At 70.5% G+C, this 15,541-nt stretch carries 16 protein-coding genes and 1 pseudogene; 11 read left to right on the forward strand and 6 right to left on the reverse strand.

Features of this window, described 5'->3' with window-relative positions; translation table 11 throughout:
• Positions 1-192: 192 nt before the first annotated feature.
• On the reverse strand, positions 193-1,218 hold the full coding sequence (locus tag ACLJPL_RS21480) for a glycosyltransferase family 2 protein (protein ID WP_411082501.1): 1,026 nt from the start codon (positions 1,216-1,218) through the stop codon (positions 193-195).
• Between the two features lie 430 nt (positions 1,219-1,648).
• Here ACLJPL_RS21480 and ACLJPL_RS21485 point away from each other — a divergent pair, with 430 nt between their 5' ends.
• Positions 1,649-3,094 carry an LCP family protein gene (locus ACLJPL_RS21485; protein ID WP_411082749.1) on the forward strand — a complete coding sequence of 482 codons (1,446 nt, stop codon included), beginning with the start codon at positions 1,649-1,651 and terminating at the stop codon, positions 3,092-3,094.
• Positions 3,095-3,232: 138 nt separating this feature from the next.
• On the opposite strand, the gene ACLJPL_RS21490 is transcribed toward ACLJPL_RS21485, so the two are convergent.
• The gene (locus tag ACLJPL_RS21490) at positions 3,233-3,781 is read right to left on the reverse strand and encodes an acyl-CoA thioesterase (RefSeq protein WP_411082502.1); all 549 of its coding nucleotides are present in this window, start codon (positions 3,779-3,781) and stop codon (positions 3,233-3,235) included.
• A gap of 118 nt (positions 3,782-3,899) precedes the next feature.
• Here ACLJPL_RS21490 and ACLJPL_RS21495 point away from each other — a divergent pair, with 118 nt between their 5' ends.
• Entirely contained in the window at positions 3,900-5,225 is a 1,326-nt protein-coding gene (locus tag ACLJPL_RS21495; RefSeq protein WP_411082503.1) for an LCP family protein, read from the forward strand.
• 95 nt (positions 5,226-5,320) lie between these two features.
• On the opposite strand, the gene ACLJPL_RS21500 is transcribed toward ACLJPL_RS21495, so the two are convergent.
• A complete protein-coding gene (locus ACLJPL_RS21500; RefSeq protein ID WP_411082504.1) occupies positions 5,321-6,331 on the reverse strand; it encodes a DUF5954 family protein in 1,011 nt (336 codons plus the stop codon).
• A gap of 405 nt (positions 6,332-6,736) precedes the next feature.
• Here ACLJPL_RS21500 and ACLJPL_RS21505 point away from each other — a divergent pair, with 405 nt between their 5' ends.
• Positions 6,737-7,954, forward strand: a complete 1,218-nt coding sequence (locus ACLJPL_RS21505; protein WP_411082505.1) for a hypothetical protein — start codon at positions 6,737-6,739, stop codon at positions 7,952-7,954.
• A gap of 96 nt (positions 7,955-8,050) precedes the next feature.
• On the opposite strand, the gene ACLJPL_RS21510 is transcribed toward ACLJPL_RS21505, so the two are convergent.
• Positions 8,051-8,896 (reverse strand): class I SAM-dependent methyltransferase, encoded by an 846-nt coding sequence (locus ACLJPL_RS21510; RefSeq protein ID WP_411082506.1) that lies wholly within the window; start codon positions 8,894-8,896, stop codon positions 8,051-8,053.
• The gene (locus ACLJPL_RS21515; protein WP_411082507.1) at positions 8,893-9,363 is read right to left on the reverse strand and encodes a hypothetical protein; all 471 of its coding nucleotides are present in this window, start codon (positions 9,361-9,363) and stop codon (positions 8,893-8,895) included. The genes ACLJPL_RS21510 and ACLJPL_RS21515 overlap by 4 nt, the downstream gene beginning before the upstream one ends.
• 201 nt (positions 9,364-9,564) lie before the next feature.
• On the opposite strand from ACLJPL_RS21515, the gene ACLJPL_RS21520 reads away from it, so the two are divergent.
• The 8 genes and pseudogenes from ACLJPL_RS21520 to ACLJPL_RS21555 all read left to right on the forward strand — a co-directional run bounded on the left by ACLJPL_RS21520 (position 9,565) and on the right by ACLJPL_RS21555 (position 14,019).
• The gene (locus ACLJPL_RS21520) at positions 9,565-10,137 is read left to right on the forward strand and encodes a dihydrofolate reductase family protein (RefSeq protein WP_411082508.1); all 573 of its coding nucleotides are present in this window, start codon (positions 9,565-9,567) and stop codon (positions 10,135-10,137) included.
• Between the two features lie 149 nt (positions 10,138-10,286).
• Entirely contained in the window at positions 10,287-10,544 is a 258-nt protein-coding gene (locus ACLJPL_RS21525) for a hypothetical protein (RefSeq protein ID WP_411082509.1), read from the forward strand.
• The gene (locus tag ACLJPL_RS21530; RefSeq protein ID WP_411082510.1) at positions 10,519-11,049 is read left to right on the forward strand and encodes a DUF6879 family protein; all 531 of its coding nucleotides are present in this window, start codon (positions 10,519-10,521) and stop codon (positions 11,047-11,049) included. The genes ACLJPL_RS21525 and ACLJPL_RS21530 overlap by 26 nt, the downstream gene beginning before the upstream one ends.
• A gap of 24 nt (positions 11,050-11,073) precedes the next feature.
• Positions 11,074-11,922, forward strand: a complete 849-nt coding sequence (locus tag ACLJPL_RS21535; protein ID WP_411082511.1) for a Scr1 family TA system antitoxin-like transcriptional regulator — start codon at positions 11,074-11,076, stop codon at positions 11,920-11,922.
• 95 nt (positions 11,923-12,017) lie between these two features.
• A complete protein-coding gene (locus ACLJPL_RS21540; protein ID WP_411082512.1) occupies positions 12,018-12,242 on the forward strand; it encodes a DUF397 domain-containing protein in 225 nt (74 codons plus the stop codon).
• A gap of 83 nt (positions 12,243-12,325) precedes the next feature.
• Positions 12,326-12,793: a hypothetical protein gene (locus ACLJPL_RS21545; RefSeq protein WP_411082513.1), complete on the forward strand. Its 468-nt coding sequence runs from the start codon at positions 12,326-12,328 to the stop codon at positions 12,791-12,793.
• 214 nt (positions 12,794-13,007) lie between these two features.
• Positions 13,008-13,520: a DUF6879 family protein gene (locus ACLJPL_RS21550; protein WP_411082750.1), complete on the forward strand. Its 513-nt coding sequence runs from the start codon at positions 13,008-13,010 to the stop codon at positions 13,518-13,520.
• Positions 13,521-13,637: 117 nt separating this feature from the next.
• Positions 13,638-14,019, forward strand: a pseudogene (locus ACLJPL_RS21555) (DUF6879 family protein).
• A 193-nt stretch (positions 14,020-14,212) separates the two neighbouring features.
• Here the strand turns inward: ACLJPL_RS21555 and ACLJPL_RS21560 are convergent.
• Positions 14,213-15,370, reverse strand: coding sequence for an acyl-CoA dehydrogenase family protein (locus ACLJPL_RS21560; RefSeq protein WP_411082751.1), 1,158 nt, complete (start codon positions 15,368-15,370; stop codon positions 14,213-14,215).
• Between the last annotated feature and the right edge of the window lie 171 nt (positions 15,371-15,541).

A 15,541-nucleotide genomic window follows, 5' to 3' on the forward strand; every position in this document is an offset into this window, starting at 1 on the left:
GTTCCGTGCACGTACGGGAGCAGCACCCGTGCACGTGACGGAGAGGGACCCGTGCACGTGACGGAGTAGCACCCGTGCACGTACCGGAGAGCGTTCTGTGCACGTACAGGAGCAGCACCCGTGCACGTGACGGAGAGGGCCCCGCCGGCGACCGGCGGGGCCCTCTCGGACGTACGGGGGCGGGGTGGCGGGTCAGACGGTCCCGCTGCTCGCGAGCGACGGGCGGCGGCTGGCGATGACCCGCTTCGCCAGGGACCGGGGGCTGGTGAGGAAGCCGAAGCCCCAGGACATGTGCATGGTCGCCAGCGCCACCGGGATCTGCGCGCGGGCCTTGAGCGAGAGCCCCTTGCCGGCGGGCAGCGACCCGGCGACGATCGCGGCCAGGTAACCGCCGGGGACGAGCAGGGCCCACGGGGTGACGGCCGCGCCGGCCACCAGGCCCGCCGCGATGGCGACGACGGCGGTCGGCGGGGCGAGGTAGCGCAGGTTGATCGAGCCAGAGTGGTAGCGGGCGACCACGTGCCGCCAGCGGCCGTAGTCCTTGTACTGCTTGGCGAGCGCCTTCACCGAGGGGCGCGGGCGGTACTGGACCTTCAGCTCGGGCGAGAACCAGATCAGCCCGCCCGCCTCGCGGATGCGGAAGTTCAGCTCCCAGTCCTGGGCGCGGATGAACTCCACGTTGTAGCCGCCGGCCGTCTCCAGGGCCTCGCGCCGGAAGACGCCCAGATACACCGTCTCGGCCGGGCCCGCCTGGCCGCCGGTGTGGAAGGCCGCGTTGCCGACGCCGATCTTCGAGGTCATCGCGGCGGCGACGGCGTCCTCCCAGGCGTTCTCGCCCTCGGCGTGCATGATGCCGCCGACGTTCTGCGCACCGGTCTCCTCCAGGAGGCGGACGGCGGTCGCGATGTAGTCCGGGGAGAGCATGCCGTGGCCGTCGACCCGTACGACGACGGGGTGGCGGGACGCCTTGATCGCCGCGTTGAGGGCGGCGGGGGTGCGGCCGGTGGGGTTGGGGACCGTGTGGACCCGGGAGTCCTCGGCGACCAGCTCGGCGGCGATCTCGTCCGTCCGGTCGGCGGAGGGGCCGAGCGCGATCACGACCTCCATCTCACCGGCGTACTCCTGCTCCAGGATGTGCCGGACCGAGTTCCTGAGATGGCGTTCCTCGTTGAGCACCGGCATGATCACGGAGACGGCGGGGTAGTGCGCGGCAGACATGTGGTCCTCGGGGGTCCTCGGGGTCGCCGGGAGTTCTTCGCACCCTGGGAGGCGGCGTCGTCCGGCGCTATTCGGCCGCCACGTTACCGCGAATGGGGGACACCGGTGCGCGCCGCCGGGTCGTGGGCCGGGGTGGAGATCGTATGGGCCTACCGTGCGATGGTCCCCTCGCACCGCAGAGGTGTCTCCGTCCCCCTCGCGCCATGGGGGTGCCCGTCTCCCTTGCACCGCGGGGGTGTCGTCCCCTGCACCGGCTCGCGCCGCGGGGGTGTCTCCGTCCCCTCGCACCGCGGAGGTGTCTCCCCCCGTGCCCACCCCCCGTCCACCGCAGCGCCCGCCCCGACCCCGCGCCACTCCCCCGCGCCGCCGTCCACCGCAGGGCGCACGGGCCCCGCGCTCCCGGCGGCAGGACGAGCGGCCGCGCTGGGGCATGCGGGTGGCCACCGGCATCTCCGTTCTGGTGCTGGGCGCGGGCGGGATCGGGCACGCGCTGGTGAGCAACCTGGAGACCGGGATCGGCCGGGTCGACCCGTTCAGGGACATGAAGAACCGGCCCCAGGCCGGGCACGGCACGAATCTGCTGCTCGTCGGGACGGACGGCCGGGACACCATCACCAAGGCGGAGAAGCGGAAGTACAAGCTGGGCGGCGCGCCCTGCCACTGCACCGACACGATCATGCTGGTGCATCTGTCGGCTGACAAGCGGCGGGCCAGCGTCGTCAGCCTCCCCCGGGACAGTTACGCCGAGATCCCCGCCCACACCGACCGCACCACCGGCAAGAAGCACGACAGCCACCCCGTGAAGCTGAACGCCGCCTACGCCGAGGGCGGGCCGACGCTGACCGTGCGGACGGTCGAGCACATGACCGGGGTCAAGGTCGACCACTATCTGGAGGTCGACTTCACCAGCTTCATGAAGACGGTCGACGCGGTGGGCGGGGTGCAGATCTGCACGGCCCGGCCGATGAAGGACGCGTACACCGGACTGGACCTGCCCGCCGGGACCCATGAGCTCAACGGCGGCCAGGCCCTTCAGTACGTACGCTCCCGGCATATCGACGTCGCCTCCGACCTGGGCCGGATGCAGCGCCAGCAGAAGTTCATGGCGGCGCTGATCAAGCAGGCGACCAGCGGCGACGTGCTGCTGAACCCGGTGAAGTTCCAGCAGGTGTCCGCCTCGGTGCTGGGCTCGGTCCGCGCCGACGAGGGCTTCGGCACGGAGCAGATGCTGGCGCTCGGGACGGCGATGCGCGGCTTCAGCCCGGCGTCGTCGGAGTTCACCTCCGTACCGATCGGGAATCCGAGCTTCCCGGTGAAGGGCATCGGCTCCACGGTCCAGTGGGACGCGGAGAAGTCGAAGAAGCTGTTCCAGGCGCTGCGCGACGACAAGCCGCTGGCCCCGGCGAAACCGGAGCCGAAGCCGGGGGCGGGCGGGGCGAGCTCTACGAGTGGGGCGAGCGGATCGGGCGGGGCGAGCGGATCGGGCGCGGCCAAGCAGCCCAAGGCGGTCCTGGTGGAGGTGGCCCCGGAGGAGATCCGGGTGCAGGTCTACAACGGGACGCCCAAGGACGGCCTGGGCCAGGACGTGGACACCGCCCTGCGCGCCACCGGCTTCACCACCACGAAAGCCCCGCTCAACGGCGAGCTGCGGGACCTGCGGCGGACGCTCGTCACGTACGACCCGCGCTGGGACCGGTCGGCGAAGTCGCTGGCGGCGGCGTTGCCGGGGAGCGAGCTGAAGGCGGTGAAGGGGCAGGGCGGCACGATGGAGGTGACCGTGGGCTCGGACTTCACCGAGGTGCGGCCGGTGCGGGCGGAGAGGCCGCAGACGGGCGAGTTCGGCACGGTGACGGGCGACGAGGTGGTGTGCCCCTAGGGCCTCTCGCTCGGATCATGCCGGGCTCGCGCGCCCCGGCACCCTGATCCGACCTGATCCGACCCGCTTCAACCTGATCCCACCTGCTCCGGCCTGCTCCAAACGAAAGACCCCGGAGCCCGAAAGGGCGCCGCGGGCTCAGTCGTCGATGCCGTCAGCGGCGCGCTTCTCCCGCAGCTCCTTGATCGCCCGGCGGCGGGCGAGCCGGTGGGTGCGGCGGATCTGCGCCTCCTGGTAGCGCCGGTTGTCGCGCTCGGTCTCGGGGATCACCGGCGGTACGCGGCGGGGCTTGCCGTCGCCGTCGACGGCGGCGAAGACCAGATAGGCGCTGCCGACCTGCTGGGCGGGGGTCGACTCGTTCCAGCGCTCGGCCAGCACCCGGACGCCGACCTCCATCGAGGAGCGGCCGGTCCAGTTCACCTGGGCCCGTACGTGGACGAGGTCTCCGACCCTCACCGGCTCCAGGAACACCATCTCGTCCATGGACGCGGTGACCGCGGGCCCGCCGGAGTGCCTTCCGGCCACGGCTCCCGCCGCGTCGTCGACCAGTTTCATGATCACGCCACCGTGCACCGTACCGAGGAGGTTGGTGTCGCTGCCGGTCATGATGTGGCTGAGGGTCGTGCGGGACGCCGCGGTCGGCTTGCCCGGAATTTCGCCCTCCGAGCGGGTGGCCTGATCTGTCATACAGTCCACCTTATGCGTGGGCCCCGATCCCGCAGAAATGCATCAGCTTCGCAACAGCCCTGGTGCGATTTCCCTTACACCCTGTAATAGCTGTGGGTCGGGACGGCACACTGTTCGGATGAACGATTGGCCCGATCGACGGACCGGCGACCGCAGCGAGCGCTACGGGCGGGGCAGCGCGAGCTCCCAGCCCGAGAGCGCCCGGGCGATGCCCCACATCCAGCGCCGCCCGGCACCGCCGCAGAGGCCGCAGGTGCCGCCGCAGCGCCCGCAGGTACCGCCGCAGGGCCAGGGCTACGACGACCGCCACCCGGGCGACGCCCCCGGCTACGACAGCGGTTACAACACCGGCCAGGTCTACGGAGCCGGCGCGGGGGCCGGTTCCGGCCGGGGCGACGGTCGCGGCGGGGGCCGGGGCGGCGGTCGCGGCGGCGGTGACGCGGGTTACGTCCAGGGCCGCCCGGCGCCGGACTGGCGTCGCCGGATCAAGCTCGGCGCGCTGACCCTGGTGGTCGTGCTCCTCGTGGTCTCCGTCTCGACGTACTTCTGGGCCGACTCGAAGCTCAAGCGCGAGGTCGACCTCGCCAAGGTCATCGAGCGCCCGAGCGAGGGCGAGGGCACGAACTACCTGATCGTCGGCTCCGACAGCCGTGAGGGCATGTCGGCCGAGGAGAAGAAGCGGCTGCGCACCGGTTCCGCCGAGGGCAAGCGCACCGACTCGATGATGATTCTGCACCGGGGCTCGAACGGCCCGACGCTGATCTCCCTGCCGCGCGACTCCGACGTCGAGATCCCCTCCTTCAAGGGGTCCGAGTCCGGCAAGGTGTTCCAGGGTGCCGGCCGGCGCGTGAAGCTGAACGCCGCGTACGCCGAGGACGGCCCCGAACTGCTGGTGCGCACGGTCGAGTTCAACACCGGGCTGCGCATCGACCACTACGTCGAGATCGGCTTCGGCGGCTTCGCGAAGATCGTGGACGCGATCGGCGGGGTCGAGATGGACATCCCGAAGGCGTTCAAGGACAAGAAGTCCGGGGCCGACTTCCAGGCCGGGAAGCAGACGCTGAACGGCGAGCAGTCCCTCGCCTTCGTCCGCACCCGGTACGCCTTCGCGGGCAGCGACCTGGACCGCACGAAGAACCAGCAGAAGTTCCTGGCGGCGCTGGCGAGCCAGACGGCGACCCCGTCCACGGTCCTCAACCCGTTCAAGCTGTACCCGACGATGGGCGCGGGCCTGGACACGCTGATCGTGGACAAGGACATGTCGCTCTGGTCGCTGAGCCAGATGTTCTTCGCGATGAAGGGCGTCACGGGCGGCGAGGGCACGTCGATGAACATCCCGCTCTCGGGCAGCTCCGGCGGGAACCTGGTGTGGGACAAGGCGAAGGTCAAGCAGCTCGTGGAGCAGCTGAAGAACGACGAGAAGGTCACGGTCAAGGGCAACTGAGGTGCGGGCGGCGGCCGTTGCAGCTCCTCGGCCGCCGCTCACGCACCCGGATCCCGTACGTCCTCGGGACTCGGGCGCTTTCGTCCCGTACGCCCTCAGGTCTCGGGGATGACGTTCCCGTCGTCGTCCATGGAGAGATGGATCTTGGACGGGGCGTCGTCGTCCACGTCGGACGGGCGCGGCTTCTCCGGCCCGTCCGGCCCGATGCGCATCATGCGCTCGATCCGGACGACCTCGAACCGGCGTCCCCGCACCATGAGTTCGTCGGGCTTGCGCCGCCCCGCGAACTTGTCCGCGGCCCGGGCGTAGACGGCGAGGTCCTTCTCGCTGACCGTATCCAGCTTCGGCAGGAACTCCTTGAGGTAATAGACGAGGGAACGGCGGGCGCCCTGCGGGGTGGGGTACTGCCCGGTCACCATCGACCAGGAGTTCTCCTTCCGCTCCACCACCCGGAACATCGCCGGGAGCATCACGACCCCCGGATGGGTCCTCAACGCCCGCTGGGAATCGGCCCGTACGTCCTCGGGGAACCGGGTCGCCGTGTAGGCGTGCGACACCAGACCCATGCGGTTGAGCCCCTCGGCCAGCCCGACCGCCGCCGCGTGGTCGATCACGAACCCATCGGTGCGCGAGGGGTCGGACGCCAGGATGTCCCAGTCGTCGGAGTCCACGTCGGTGGGCCGGGGCGGCTCCAGACGCCCGCCGCCGATCCGGGCGAACTCGTCGGCGCGTACGACGCGGTAGCGCACGCCGGCCGCCGTCAGGTCGTCGGCCCGCTCCGTCTCCAGCCGGGCCACCGCCTGCAACAGCGACCGCCGCACACTCCGGTCGTCGGTGTCGTCCCTCGCCATGAACCACAGGTGCGAGTTCAGCTCGTCCCGGGCCAACTGCGGGAATCCGGCGTCCATTTCCCCCAGCAGCCGCCATCGCGGCCGCTCCCCGCGCCGCTGCTCGGCGAGCCCGAACAGCGGCCCTCGGACGAGGATTTCGGGGTACTTCCGGACCGACGCGAACGCATCGGCCTCGGTGACCTCGGAAATCGGGTCGTCGCGCCGGGTGACGTTGATGGTGAGATGGTCCGGCGACTTCCCCGGGTGATCATTCATGCACCCAGTGTGCCGAAGCGGTCGACCGGTGTCAGGGTTTCCGCCGCAATGGTCCGAACCGGCCGGGCGGACCCACCCGAAATCGCTGCTCGCACCGGGTCGTGGCGCGTCACGATCCGGTGGACGCTCACCGGGTCGTGGCCCGCCGCGACTCGGTGAGCCGCGACATCAACTGCGTAAAAGAACTTCAGGAAAAACACCCAACCCCACCCCACCCGATCCCGGTGGTCAGGTGCGGGAGGGCTCGTCACCCACACGGGTGAGGTTTGCCAACTGGACTGGATTTCGGCCGGGTTGCCCGGCATATGCTCACGCTGACCACAACCACAGACATGCGTCGGCCCCCGGCCGGGACTGGCATCCCGACCGAGGGGCCTGACCACCGAGGAAGTTCGGAGCTTCCTGATGGATACCCAGCAGAATACTGCGCTCGCGCGCACCTTGGCGGAGGTTCCCGGACCTCCCCCGGCCTCCGGCGTGATCCACCTCGCGATCCCGCACACCAGCCGGTTCGTGATCGTCGGCAACCACCTCGCCCAGCACACCGGACTCTCCCTCGTCGCGATCGGGCTCGGCGTGCACATCCAGTCGCTGCCCGCCGGGGCCCAGGTCGGCATCAAGAAACTCACGGCCCGCTTCCCCGAGGGCGAGACGACGATCGCGTCCGCCCTGCGCGAGCTGGAGGCCCACGGCTACCTGCACCGGACGCGCGTCCGGCTGGCAAGCGGCCGAATCGCCACCCGCACGGTGTTCTGCAACCAGCCGGGGGCGGGGGCGGCGGGGACTGTGGCGGAGGCGGGGACTGTGGCGGGGGCGGGGGCGGGGACTGTGGCGGGGGCGGGGACTGTGGCGGGGGCAGCGATGGCGACTCCGGCGGGGGCAGCGACGGCCCCAGCGCGTGCGCCCGGGCGCGGGCCCGCCGTACGGGAGGCCGGGCAGCCCGCCGCCGTACGGGAATCCCCTCCGCCCGCCGCCGTACGGGAATCCCTTCAGCCCTCCGCCGTACGGGAGTTCCTTCCGCCCGCCCACGTGCAGGAGGCAGGCCCCGAGCCCGTACGGGAGACCGCGCCCACCCCCGTACCGGAACGCGTACCGCAGGCCGCTCCCACCTCGCCACCGGAGCGCGTACCGCAGGCCGCCCCCACCCCCGTACCAGCGACGCACCCCCCGGTCCTCGTGCCGCCGCGCACCGCGCCCAAGCCGCCGCCCCCGCCGCTCCCCCAGCCTCGCGAGCTCACCCCGGAGCTGCACCGGACGGCTGCCGCGCTCCTCGCCGACCTGCGCCGTCACGCGCCGCAGCTCGCGCTCTCCGAGGGCGACGTCCACCACCTGGCCCCCGCCATGGCCGCCTGGCTGGAGCGGGACGCGCACCCGGACACCATCCGCCGGGCCCTGACGGCCGACCTTCCGCAGCCGCTGCGGCACCCGGCGAAGCTCGTCAAGCACCGCCTCACCGCGCTCCTGCCGCCACCGCTCCCCGGTGTCCAGGAGCTGACCCCGGTCCGCCGCCGTACCGTCGTGATCCCCCTCCAGAACTGCGACCGCTGCGACCACGCGTTCCGCTCCAGGACGCCGGGCCACTGCCGTGGCTGCCGGAGCGAGCCGACGGAGGCGGCCGCCTAGCACGAAGGGGACGACCCTCATCCCCGGGCACGATCGAGGAGCGCACGGTCTACGCGGTCTTCGACCCGCGCACCGTCCGCCCTGTCCGGTCCGCCCCTACGCTCTCCCGCACGCCAGCAGGGCACGGTGAGGCAGCGCCAACTGGTCGTCCAGCGTGCGGAATTCGGCGCAGAGACCGTCGTACGCACGCCTGGCCTCCGCCACTCCCTCCGGCCCCCGGCTGTTGACGACCTGGCCGATCGCGCCGATCCCGTGCTCGGCCCCGGCCCACCACCCGTCGGCACCGGTCAGGTGTTCCCAGGCCACTTCGGAGCACTCCGCCCCCGGGAACCCGGCCGCGTCGAGCAGGGCGGCGAGCCCTTGCGGCGTCCGGGGGAAGTCGTGCTCGGGGGCGAGTGCGGGGAGCCAGTCGGGGCGGGTGAGGCCCGCTGCCTGCGCGGCGCGGCCGATCAGAGCCTGGCCGGGGGCTCCGGGCGAGCACCAGACGGTGACCGCGACCCGGCCGCCGGGGCGGGTGACGCGGCGCAGCTCCTTCAGGGCGGGGAGCGGGCGGCCCACGTGGTTGAGGACGAAGTTGCCGAGGACGGCGTCGAACTGGTCGTCGGGGTAGGGAAGTTCGGGCAGCTGGGCGAGGCGGGCGTCGACACCGGGCACCGCCCGGCGGGTGGCCTCCACCATGCCGGGTTCGGCGTCGGCCGCGTAGGCGGCTGCCCCGCGCGCCACCGCCGCCGCGCTCACGGTCCCGCTGCCGCAGCCCACGTCGAGGACGCGGCTGCCCGGCCCGACCCCGGCGGCGTCGAGGAGGGCGTCGACGGGGTGGGCGCAGAGCCGGGCGTAGGTGCGGGCGTACGCGTCGGCGCGGCCGGCCCAGATGCGCCGCTCGGCGGCGTCGAAGGGAGTGGCGGCGGGCGTTGTCGGGAATGCGCCGGAGGCGGCGGTCACGGCGTGATCCCCTTCGGTTCGAGCCCGGCGAAGTCCTCGTGGAGGGCGTCGAGATGGCGGCCGGTGGGTTCGCCGGCCGGGTCCAGTTCCGCCAGCCGCCAGCCGGGGAGCTGGTCCTCGACCTCGGCGGGCAGCGAGCCGTCCGCCGGGTCGGCCAGAGCGTACAGCACCCCGAACGCGGCCTCCCGGGCCACCTCGCGGGCCAGCTCGCCGAGGTCCTCGGGGGTGAGCCCGGCCGCGAGGGCGCGGTCGACGGCCCCGGCGGCGACGCCGTCGCTGCGGTAGGAGGCCACCCACCGCCGGGCCTCCGTGCCCCAGGCGTCGACGTCCTGCCACACCGTCCGCAGCAACCGGTAACGGGCGAGCTGCGGCAGCCCTTCCTCGGCCTCGGATTCGGCCCAGTCGGCCGCGTCGTCGGCCGCGCCCAGGGCACGGAAGAGGTCGGTGAGCCTGTCGAGTTCGGTCATGGGGAGGGAGGCTACCGGCCGTGGACGGGAGTGCTCCGGAACGGTTGGATGCGGGCGGACCGATGAGTTTCTGCGGGGCGTGGGGTCAGTACGTCCGTAAGGGTTGGCACCCGGCACGAAGCACCCGGGCACGAGACCACAGCTCAGCCCCGGCCCCGGCCCGTGCCCCTGCCCCGGTCGCAAGACACCCAGGAGACCCAGATGCGCACCCTGATCAGCACCGCTTTCGTTTCGCTCGACGGCGTCGTGGAGGCCCCGGGCGGGGAGCCCGGCTACCGGAACTCGGGGTGGACCTTCAAGGACGTGGAGTTCCTCCCGGAGGCGTACGAGATCAAGGGCCGGGAGCAGGGGGAGGCCGCCGCGCTGATGCTGGGCCGGACCAGCTACGAGGCGTTCAGCACGGTGTGGCCGGGGATGGAGGAGTTCGCCGAGTACAAGGTGATGCCGAAGTACGTCGTCTCCACCACGCTCAAGGAGGACGACCTGGTCACGAACTGGGGCGACACGACGATCCTGCGCTCATCGGCGGAGGTCGCCGCCCTGAAGGAAACGGAGGGCGGCCCGATCATCATCCACGGCAGCGCCGCCCTGAACCGGAGCCTGTCGGACGCCGGCCTGATCGACCGCTACCACCTGCTCGTCTTCCCGCTCCTGCTGGGCGCGGGCAAGCGCCTGTTCAGCACGACGGACAAGGACGCCCGGAAGCTGAAGCTGGTCGAGCACGAGGCGTACGCGAACGGCATCCAGAAGAACGTGTTCGAGGTGGTCCGCTGAGACGAACCCATCGGTCCGCTGAGACGAATCCCTCCCCGTCCCGACGAACCCGTCCACCTTGCGGGCGTCCGATCGCCCTCTTGACGCCCGGAGGCTGTCGGACGATGCTCGTGCAAGTTGACGTAAGCCACTCGACACCGGAGGCAGTCATGGCATTACGGTTCATCGGCATCGACCCGGACACCGGCCAGCAGGGCTCCCCCACCGTATGGGTGGACGAGATCAAGGGGGAGTTCGTCCTGCAGGGCTGGATGCCGGACGAGGAGCTGGACGCGGAGTGCGCGGCGTTCGAAGTGCCGGGGCACGCCCCGGGAATCCCTCCGAACGAAGGTGTCATTCGGATTCCGCTCCGTATGGCGCCGATGCTCAGAAAGGCGTGCGATGTCGCAGAACAAGCCGGGTTTTGACGAGCTCCTGGCTGATGCCAAGCACTCGGCCGTGCACCTGGAACTTCGCGACTCGTACGGCGTCGGGGACGAGGCCGAGGACTTCGAGACCTGGAAGCGCACAGGCCGGCGCGACGTCGACCCGGCGTCCGCCTACTGGGCGCCGTGGGTCGACCTGGTCCGCAGCACCGTGGCCCGAGGCGTGGCCGTCCGCCGGGCCCGCGTCGTATCGGAGCCGGTGACGGATTACATCCGGTACGAACACGCCGGCACCGTGGTCAACCTTCATGCCGGGGAGCAGGTTCGCTGGCTGCCCCGGCGGCAGGCTTCGGGCATCGCCCTTCCCGGAAACGACTGCTGGGTGTTCGACGGAGAGGTCGTGCTCTTCAACCACTTCTCCGGAGAGGGGAATTGGTCCGAGCCCGGCTGGGAGGTACGTTCCGAACCCGCCGTGGCTCGGCTGGCCTCGAATGCGTTCGAGGCGGTCTGGGAACATGGCATTCCGCACGAGAAATACACGGTCTGATCCGGAAGAACGAAAAGCCCCCTCATGTCTGCCTCCCCCTCGTCCAGCGCCCAGGCCGCCCGCGAAGCCATCGCCGAGCGTCTGGCGGGCCTGCGCAGAGACGCGGAGCTGACCGGGCATGAGGTGGCACTCCGGTGCGGCTGGAGTCCGGCGAAGTCGTCACGCATCGAGCGGGCGAAGACCCCTGCGTCGGACGCCGACATCCGCGCCTGGTGTGCGGCGTGCGACGCGGCGGACCAGACCGACGACCTGGTCGCGGCGAATCGCCAAGCCGACCAGATGTACGTCCACTGGCAGAAGTTGCACCGGCACGGGATGCGCCGGGCACAGGAGGAAGTCGTCCCGCTGTACGAGCGGACCCGCCATTTCCGCGTGTACTGCTCGAACGTGATGCCGGGCATGCTCCAGACAGAGGCGTACGCGGCGTCCCTGCTCTCGACCATCGCCGCCTTTCAAGGCACCCCTGACGATTCGCAGACGGCCGCGGCATCCCGTATCGAACGCTCGCGCGTACTTCACGAGGGCGACCACCGCTTCGCGCTGCTGCTGGAAGAAACCGTGCTCCGTTACCGCATGGGCGACGATGTCGCGATGGCCGGACAGCTCGGCTACCTGTTGGCCGTCATGGCACTTCCGAACGTGAGCCTGGGAGTCATCCCTTTCACGGCCCGGCGGCGCGTCTGGCCCCTGGAAGCCTTCTATCTGTTCGACAACCGCCGAGCGAGCGTGGAACTGCTGACGGCCGCCGTGAACGTCACCGCGCCCAGCGAGATCGCCACGTACGCCAAGGCGTTCTCCGAGCTGTCCGAGCTCGCCGTCCACGGCGCTGCCGCCCGTGTTCTGATCTCGGATGCGATCACAGCCCTCGGCTAATTCGCGTGCAAGTTCGCGCAAGTTCGTGGTGCGCTTTGTCCTCCACTTCCTAGGGTCATCTCATCGAGTTCGGAGACGACCGGAAGGGCACGAGGATGACCGACCTGTACAGGCTCCCCATCGAGGGAGCCGAGTTCTCGAAGGCGTGCGGCGGCAGCACACATCCGGACGGCGAGGCGTGCATGACGCTTGCCAGGATCGGCCCTGATGCGTGGGCCCTGGCCGACAGCAAGCGGCCGGGCGCTGAGCCACTGCGGTTCACCACGGCCGAACTGGACGCGGCGGGCGTCGACCCCGCCCGGTTCGACCTCTCCGCCTGACCCCTGAGCACCGTCTGACTGACGGCCCCGCCCGCACGTCGTCGGGCGGGGCCGTCGCCCTTCCCGGAACGGAGCGGCTGCGAATGCACCATCACGGCTACGCCTGGCTCGGAGAGAAGAAGACGTTCGACCACGAGAGCATCCGGAGACCGCCGCCGGAACATCCCCCGCCCATGGAAGGCGATGAGGCGCTGAGGGAGCGCTACCGCCAGGCCGTGGCCGACTTCCCGGCAACGGGCGTTCCCCCGATCCAGACAGCACACTGGCTGACGAAACCGGCCTCCGTGGTGCGGGGCACGTGGGAGGAGCCGAAGGACGCCGGAGAGTGGCTGGGTAGGCAATTGGCCGAGCTCGCACCCCGGTTCGCCTCGGGAGCGGACCGGCAAGCGCCCCGCCTGGCCCTCGCGGTGAAGGCCGCCGTGGAACGGCTGGCCTGGGGTGGGGACGTGTCCCTGGGGCACTACCTGAGCGGAACCGTCTTCCACTCTGTCGCCCTGGTGACGTGCTCGCCGAACCGCTCCTGTCCGGAATTACCGTGCCCCTTGGGATAGCCGCCGTCGAAGCAATGACGTTGAGGCAGCCGCGGGTGGAGGCGACTGCGTGACGGGAAGACGGGCCCCCTTGTGTCGCATGCATCACCGTCCGTAGTGTGCTGGCCACACAGGGCGGAGGGGGCCTCAATGGACGAGCTGCGAAGGATCGCAGGCGTGCCGTGCCGAGGCGGCGACAAGGAGGCGGCCCATGCCGTTTGACGGCTCTAGCCCCATGCTGCTGGACGGCGACGAGTGGCAGGCGTACTTCCGCGACTTCCAGCGTTCCGCCTTCCGGCTCGAAGTGCACCAGACGTACACCATGCCGGCCGAGGCCGAGGCCGTACGCGGCTTCCTCGCCGGGGCCCGGAAGCCGGATGGCTTCAACGCCTCGTGGCACCGGACGATCAGAGACCACGCGGCGGCCGGGCGGACGATGACCCGCGCCAAGGTCGTGCGCCGACCGCTCACGCCGTACAGCCGCTATCTGTTCGAGTGGTGCATCCCGGGAAACGTCGCAGCCGGCGAGGACTACCGGATAGTCGATGTGACCGACCGGCCTGATCCTGGACTTCCTGAACAAGACTTCTGGATGTTCGACGAATCGACGGTCGTTCATCTCGACTACCGTCCTGACGGGACGCAGATCGGCCGCGAACTCATCCGGGACCCGGACATGGGCATGTATCTCGCGTGGCGGGATCTCGCCCTGGAAAGTGCCGCCCCCTTCAGTGCCTGTCGAACCTGAGACACCAGCAGTTGTTGTGTCTCCCTGGTCAGGTCGCCGTCGACTCACTCCGGTTCGACGACGAATCCTTGATCACCCTTATGCCCAGGGTGATCCCGCTGCTCAAGGAGGCCATTCGTGTCGCAGAGTCTGACTGACTTCTCCGACCTCCTCAGGTCGGTCCAGAAGTCGGCCGTACATCTGGAGATGCGAGACGGCTATGGCGTCGACGACGAGACCAAGGACTTCGCCGAGTGGAGGCAGGGGCACCGACTGAACTCGGACGACCGGGCTTCCTGGTGGCGCCCCTGGCTCGACCAGGCAAGCATCTGATCTCGCCCTCCCGGGAAACGACTTCTGGCTGCTCGACGGGAAGCTGGTCCAGTTCAGCATCTTCGACGGGGTCGGCCGCTGGGTCCACACCGACCGAACCGACGACCCCGCCGTAGCCGCCCGCTGCGCGGCGGCCTTCGAAGCAGTGTGGGAACGCGGCATCCCGCACGAGAAATACACCGTCTGAATCACCGGCCGGTCGTCGAGGCAACGGGACGAGCCCCGGCCGATCGGCCGGGGCTCGTCTCGTCCATTGGCCCAGTGTCCGCCCGGGATCTTCCCGGGAATTCCCCGGTATGACACCCGGGAGAGGCCCGAAAGCGGGTCCGAACGGACCGGAGGCGGTCACCTGAGAAGGGTGGTGACCCTGCGCAACCCCGCTACGGCAGGTTGCGGGCCATCACAATGCGCTGGACCTGGTTCGTGCCCTCGTAGATCTGGGTGATCTTCGCGTCGCGCATCATGCGCTCCACCGGGTAGTCCCGCGTGTAGCCGTAGCCGCCCAGGAGCTGGACGGCGTCCGTGGTGACCTCCATGGCGACGTCGGAGGCGAAGCACTTGGCCGCCGCGCCGAAGAAGGTGAGGTCGCCGTCGACGCGCTCGGACTTGGCGGCGGCCGCGTAGGTGAGCTGGCGGGCCGCCTCCAGCTTCATCGCCATGTCCGCCAGCATGAACTGGATGCCCTGGAAGTCCGCGATCGGCTTGCCGAACTGCTTGCGCTCCTGGACGTACCCCTTGGCGTAGTCCAGCGCGCCCTGGGCGATGCCGAGCGCCTGGGCCGCGATCGTGATGCGCGTGTGGTCCAGGGTCTTCATCGCGGTGGCGAAGCCCGTGCCCTCCTCGCCGATCATGCGGTCGGCGGGGATGCGGACGTTGTCGAGGTAGACCTCGCGGGTCGGGGAGCCCTTGATGCCGAGCTTCTTCTCCGGGGCGCCGAAGGAGACGCCCTCGTCGGACTTCTCCACGACGAACGCCGAGATGCCCTTGGAGCGCTTGGCCGGGTCGGTGACCGCCATGACCGTGTAGTACTCGGAGACGCCCGCGTTGGTGATCCAGCGCTTCACGCCGTTGAGGACCCAGAAGTCGCCGTCGCGCACGGCCTTGGTCTTCATGCCGGCCGCGTCGGAGCCGGCGTCCGGCTCGGAGAGCGCGTACGAGAACATCGCGTCGCCCTTGGCGAGCGGGCCCAGGTACTTGGCCTTCAGCTCCTCGGAACCGGAGAGGATCACCGGGAGCGAGCCGAGCTTGTTGACGGCCGGGATCAGGGAGGAGGAGGCGCAGGCGCGGGCCACCTCCTCGATCACGATGACCGTGGCGAGCGCGTCCGCACCCGCGCCGCCGTACTGCTCCGGGACGTGGACGGCGTGCAGGTCCGAGGCGACCAGGGCGTCCAGCGCCTCCTGCGGGAAGCGGCTCTCCTCGTCGACCGCGGCGGCGAAGGGGGCGATCTTCGTCTCGGCGAGCGAACGGATGGTCTCCCGGAGCATGTCGTGCTCCTCGGCCGGACGGTACAGGTCGAAATCGGTCGAACCCGCCAAGACGCTCACTCCCCAGATGCTAACTACCGTTAAGTAACTCAATTTTAGTGCGGAAGCCCCGGGACGGCATATGTGAGTGCCACGTGAGCTTGGTGACAGGGGTCGGGCAAACGGCTGGATAAGGGGCGGATCGAGCGGGGAGATCCGGGGTTCCCGTCCGCGACTATGCTC

This window comes from Streptomyces sp. cmx-18-6, from assembly GCF_046548915.1.
In the GTDB taxonomy this organism is placed as follows: domain Bacteria; phylum Actinomycetota; class Actinomycetes; order Streptomycetales; family Streptomycetaceae; genus Streptomyces.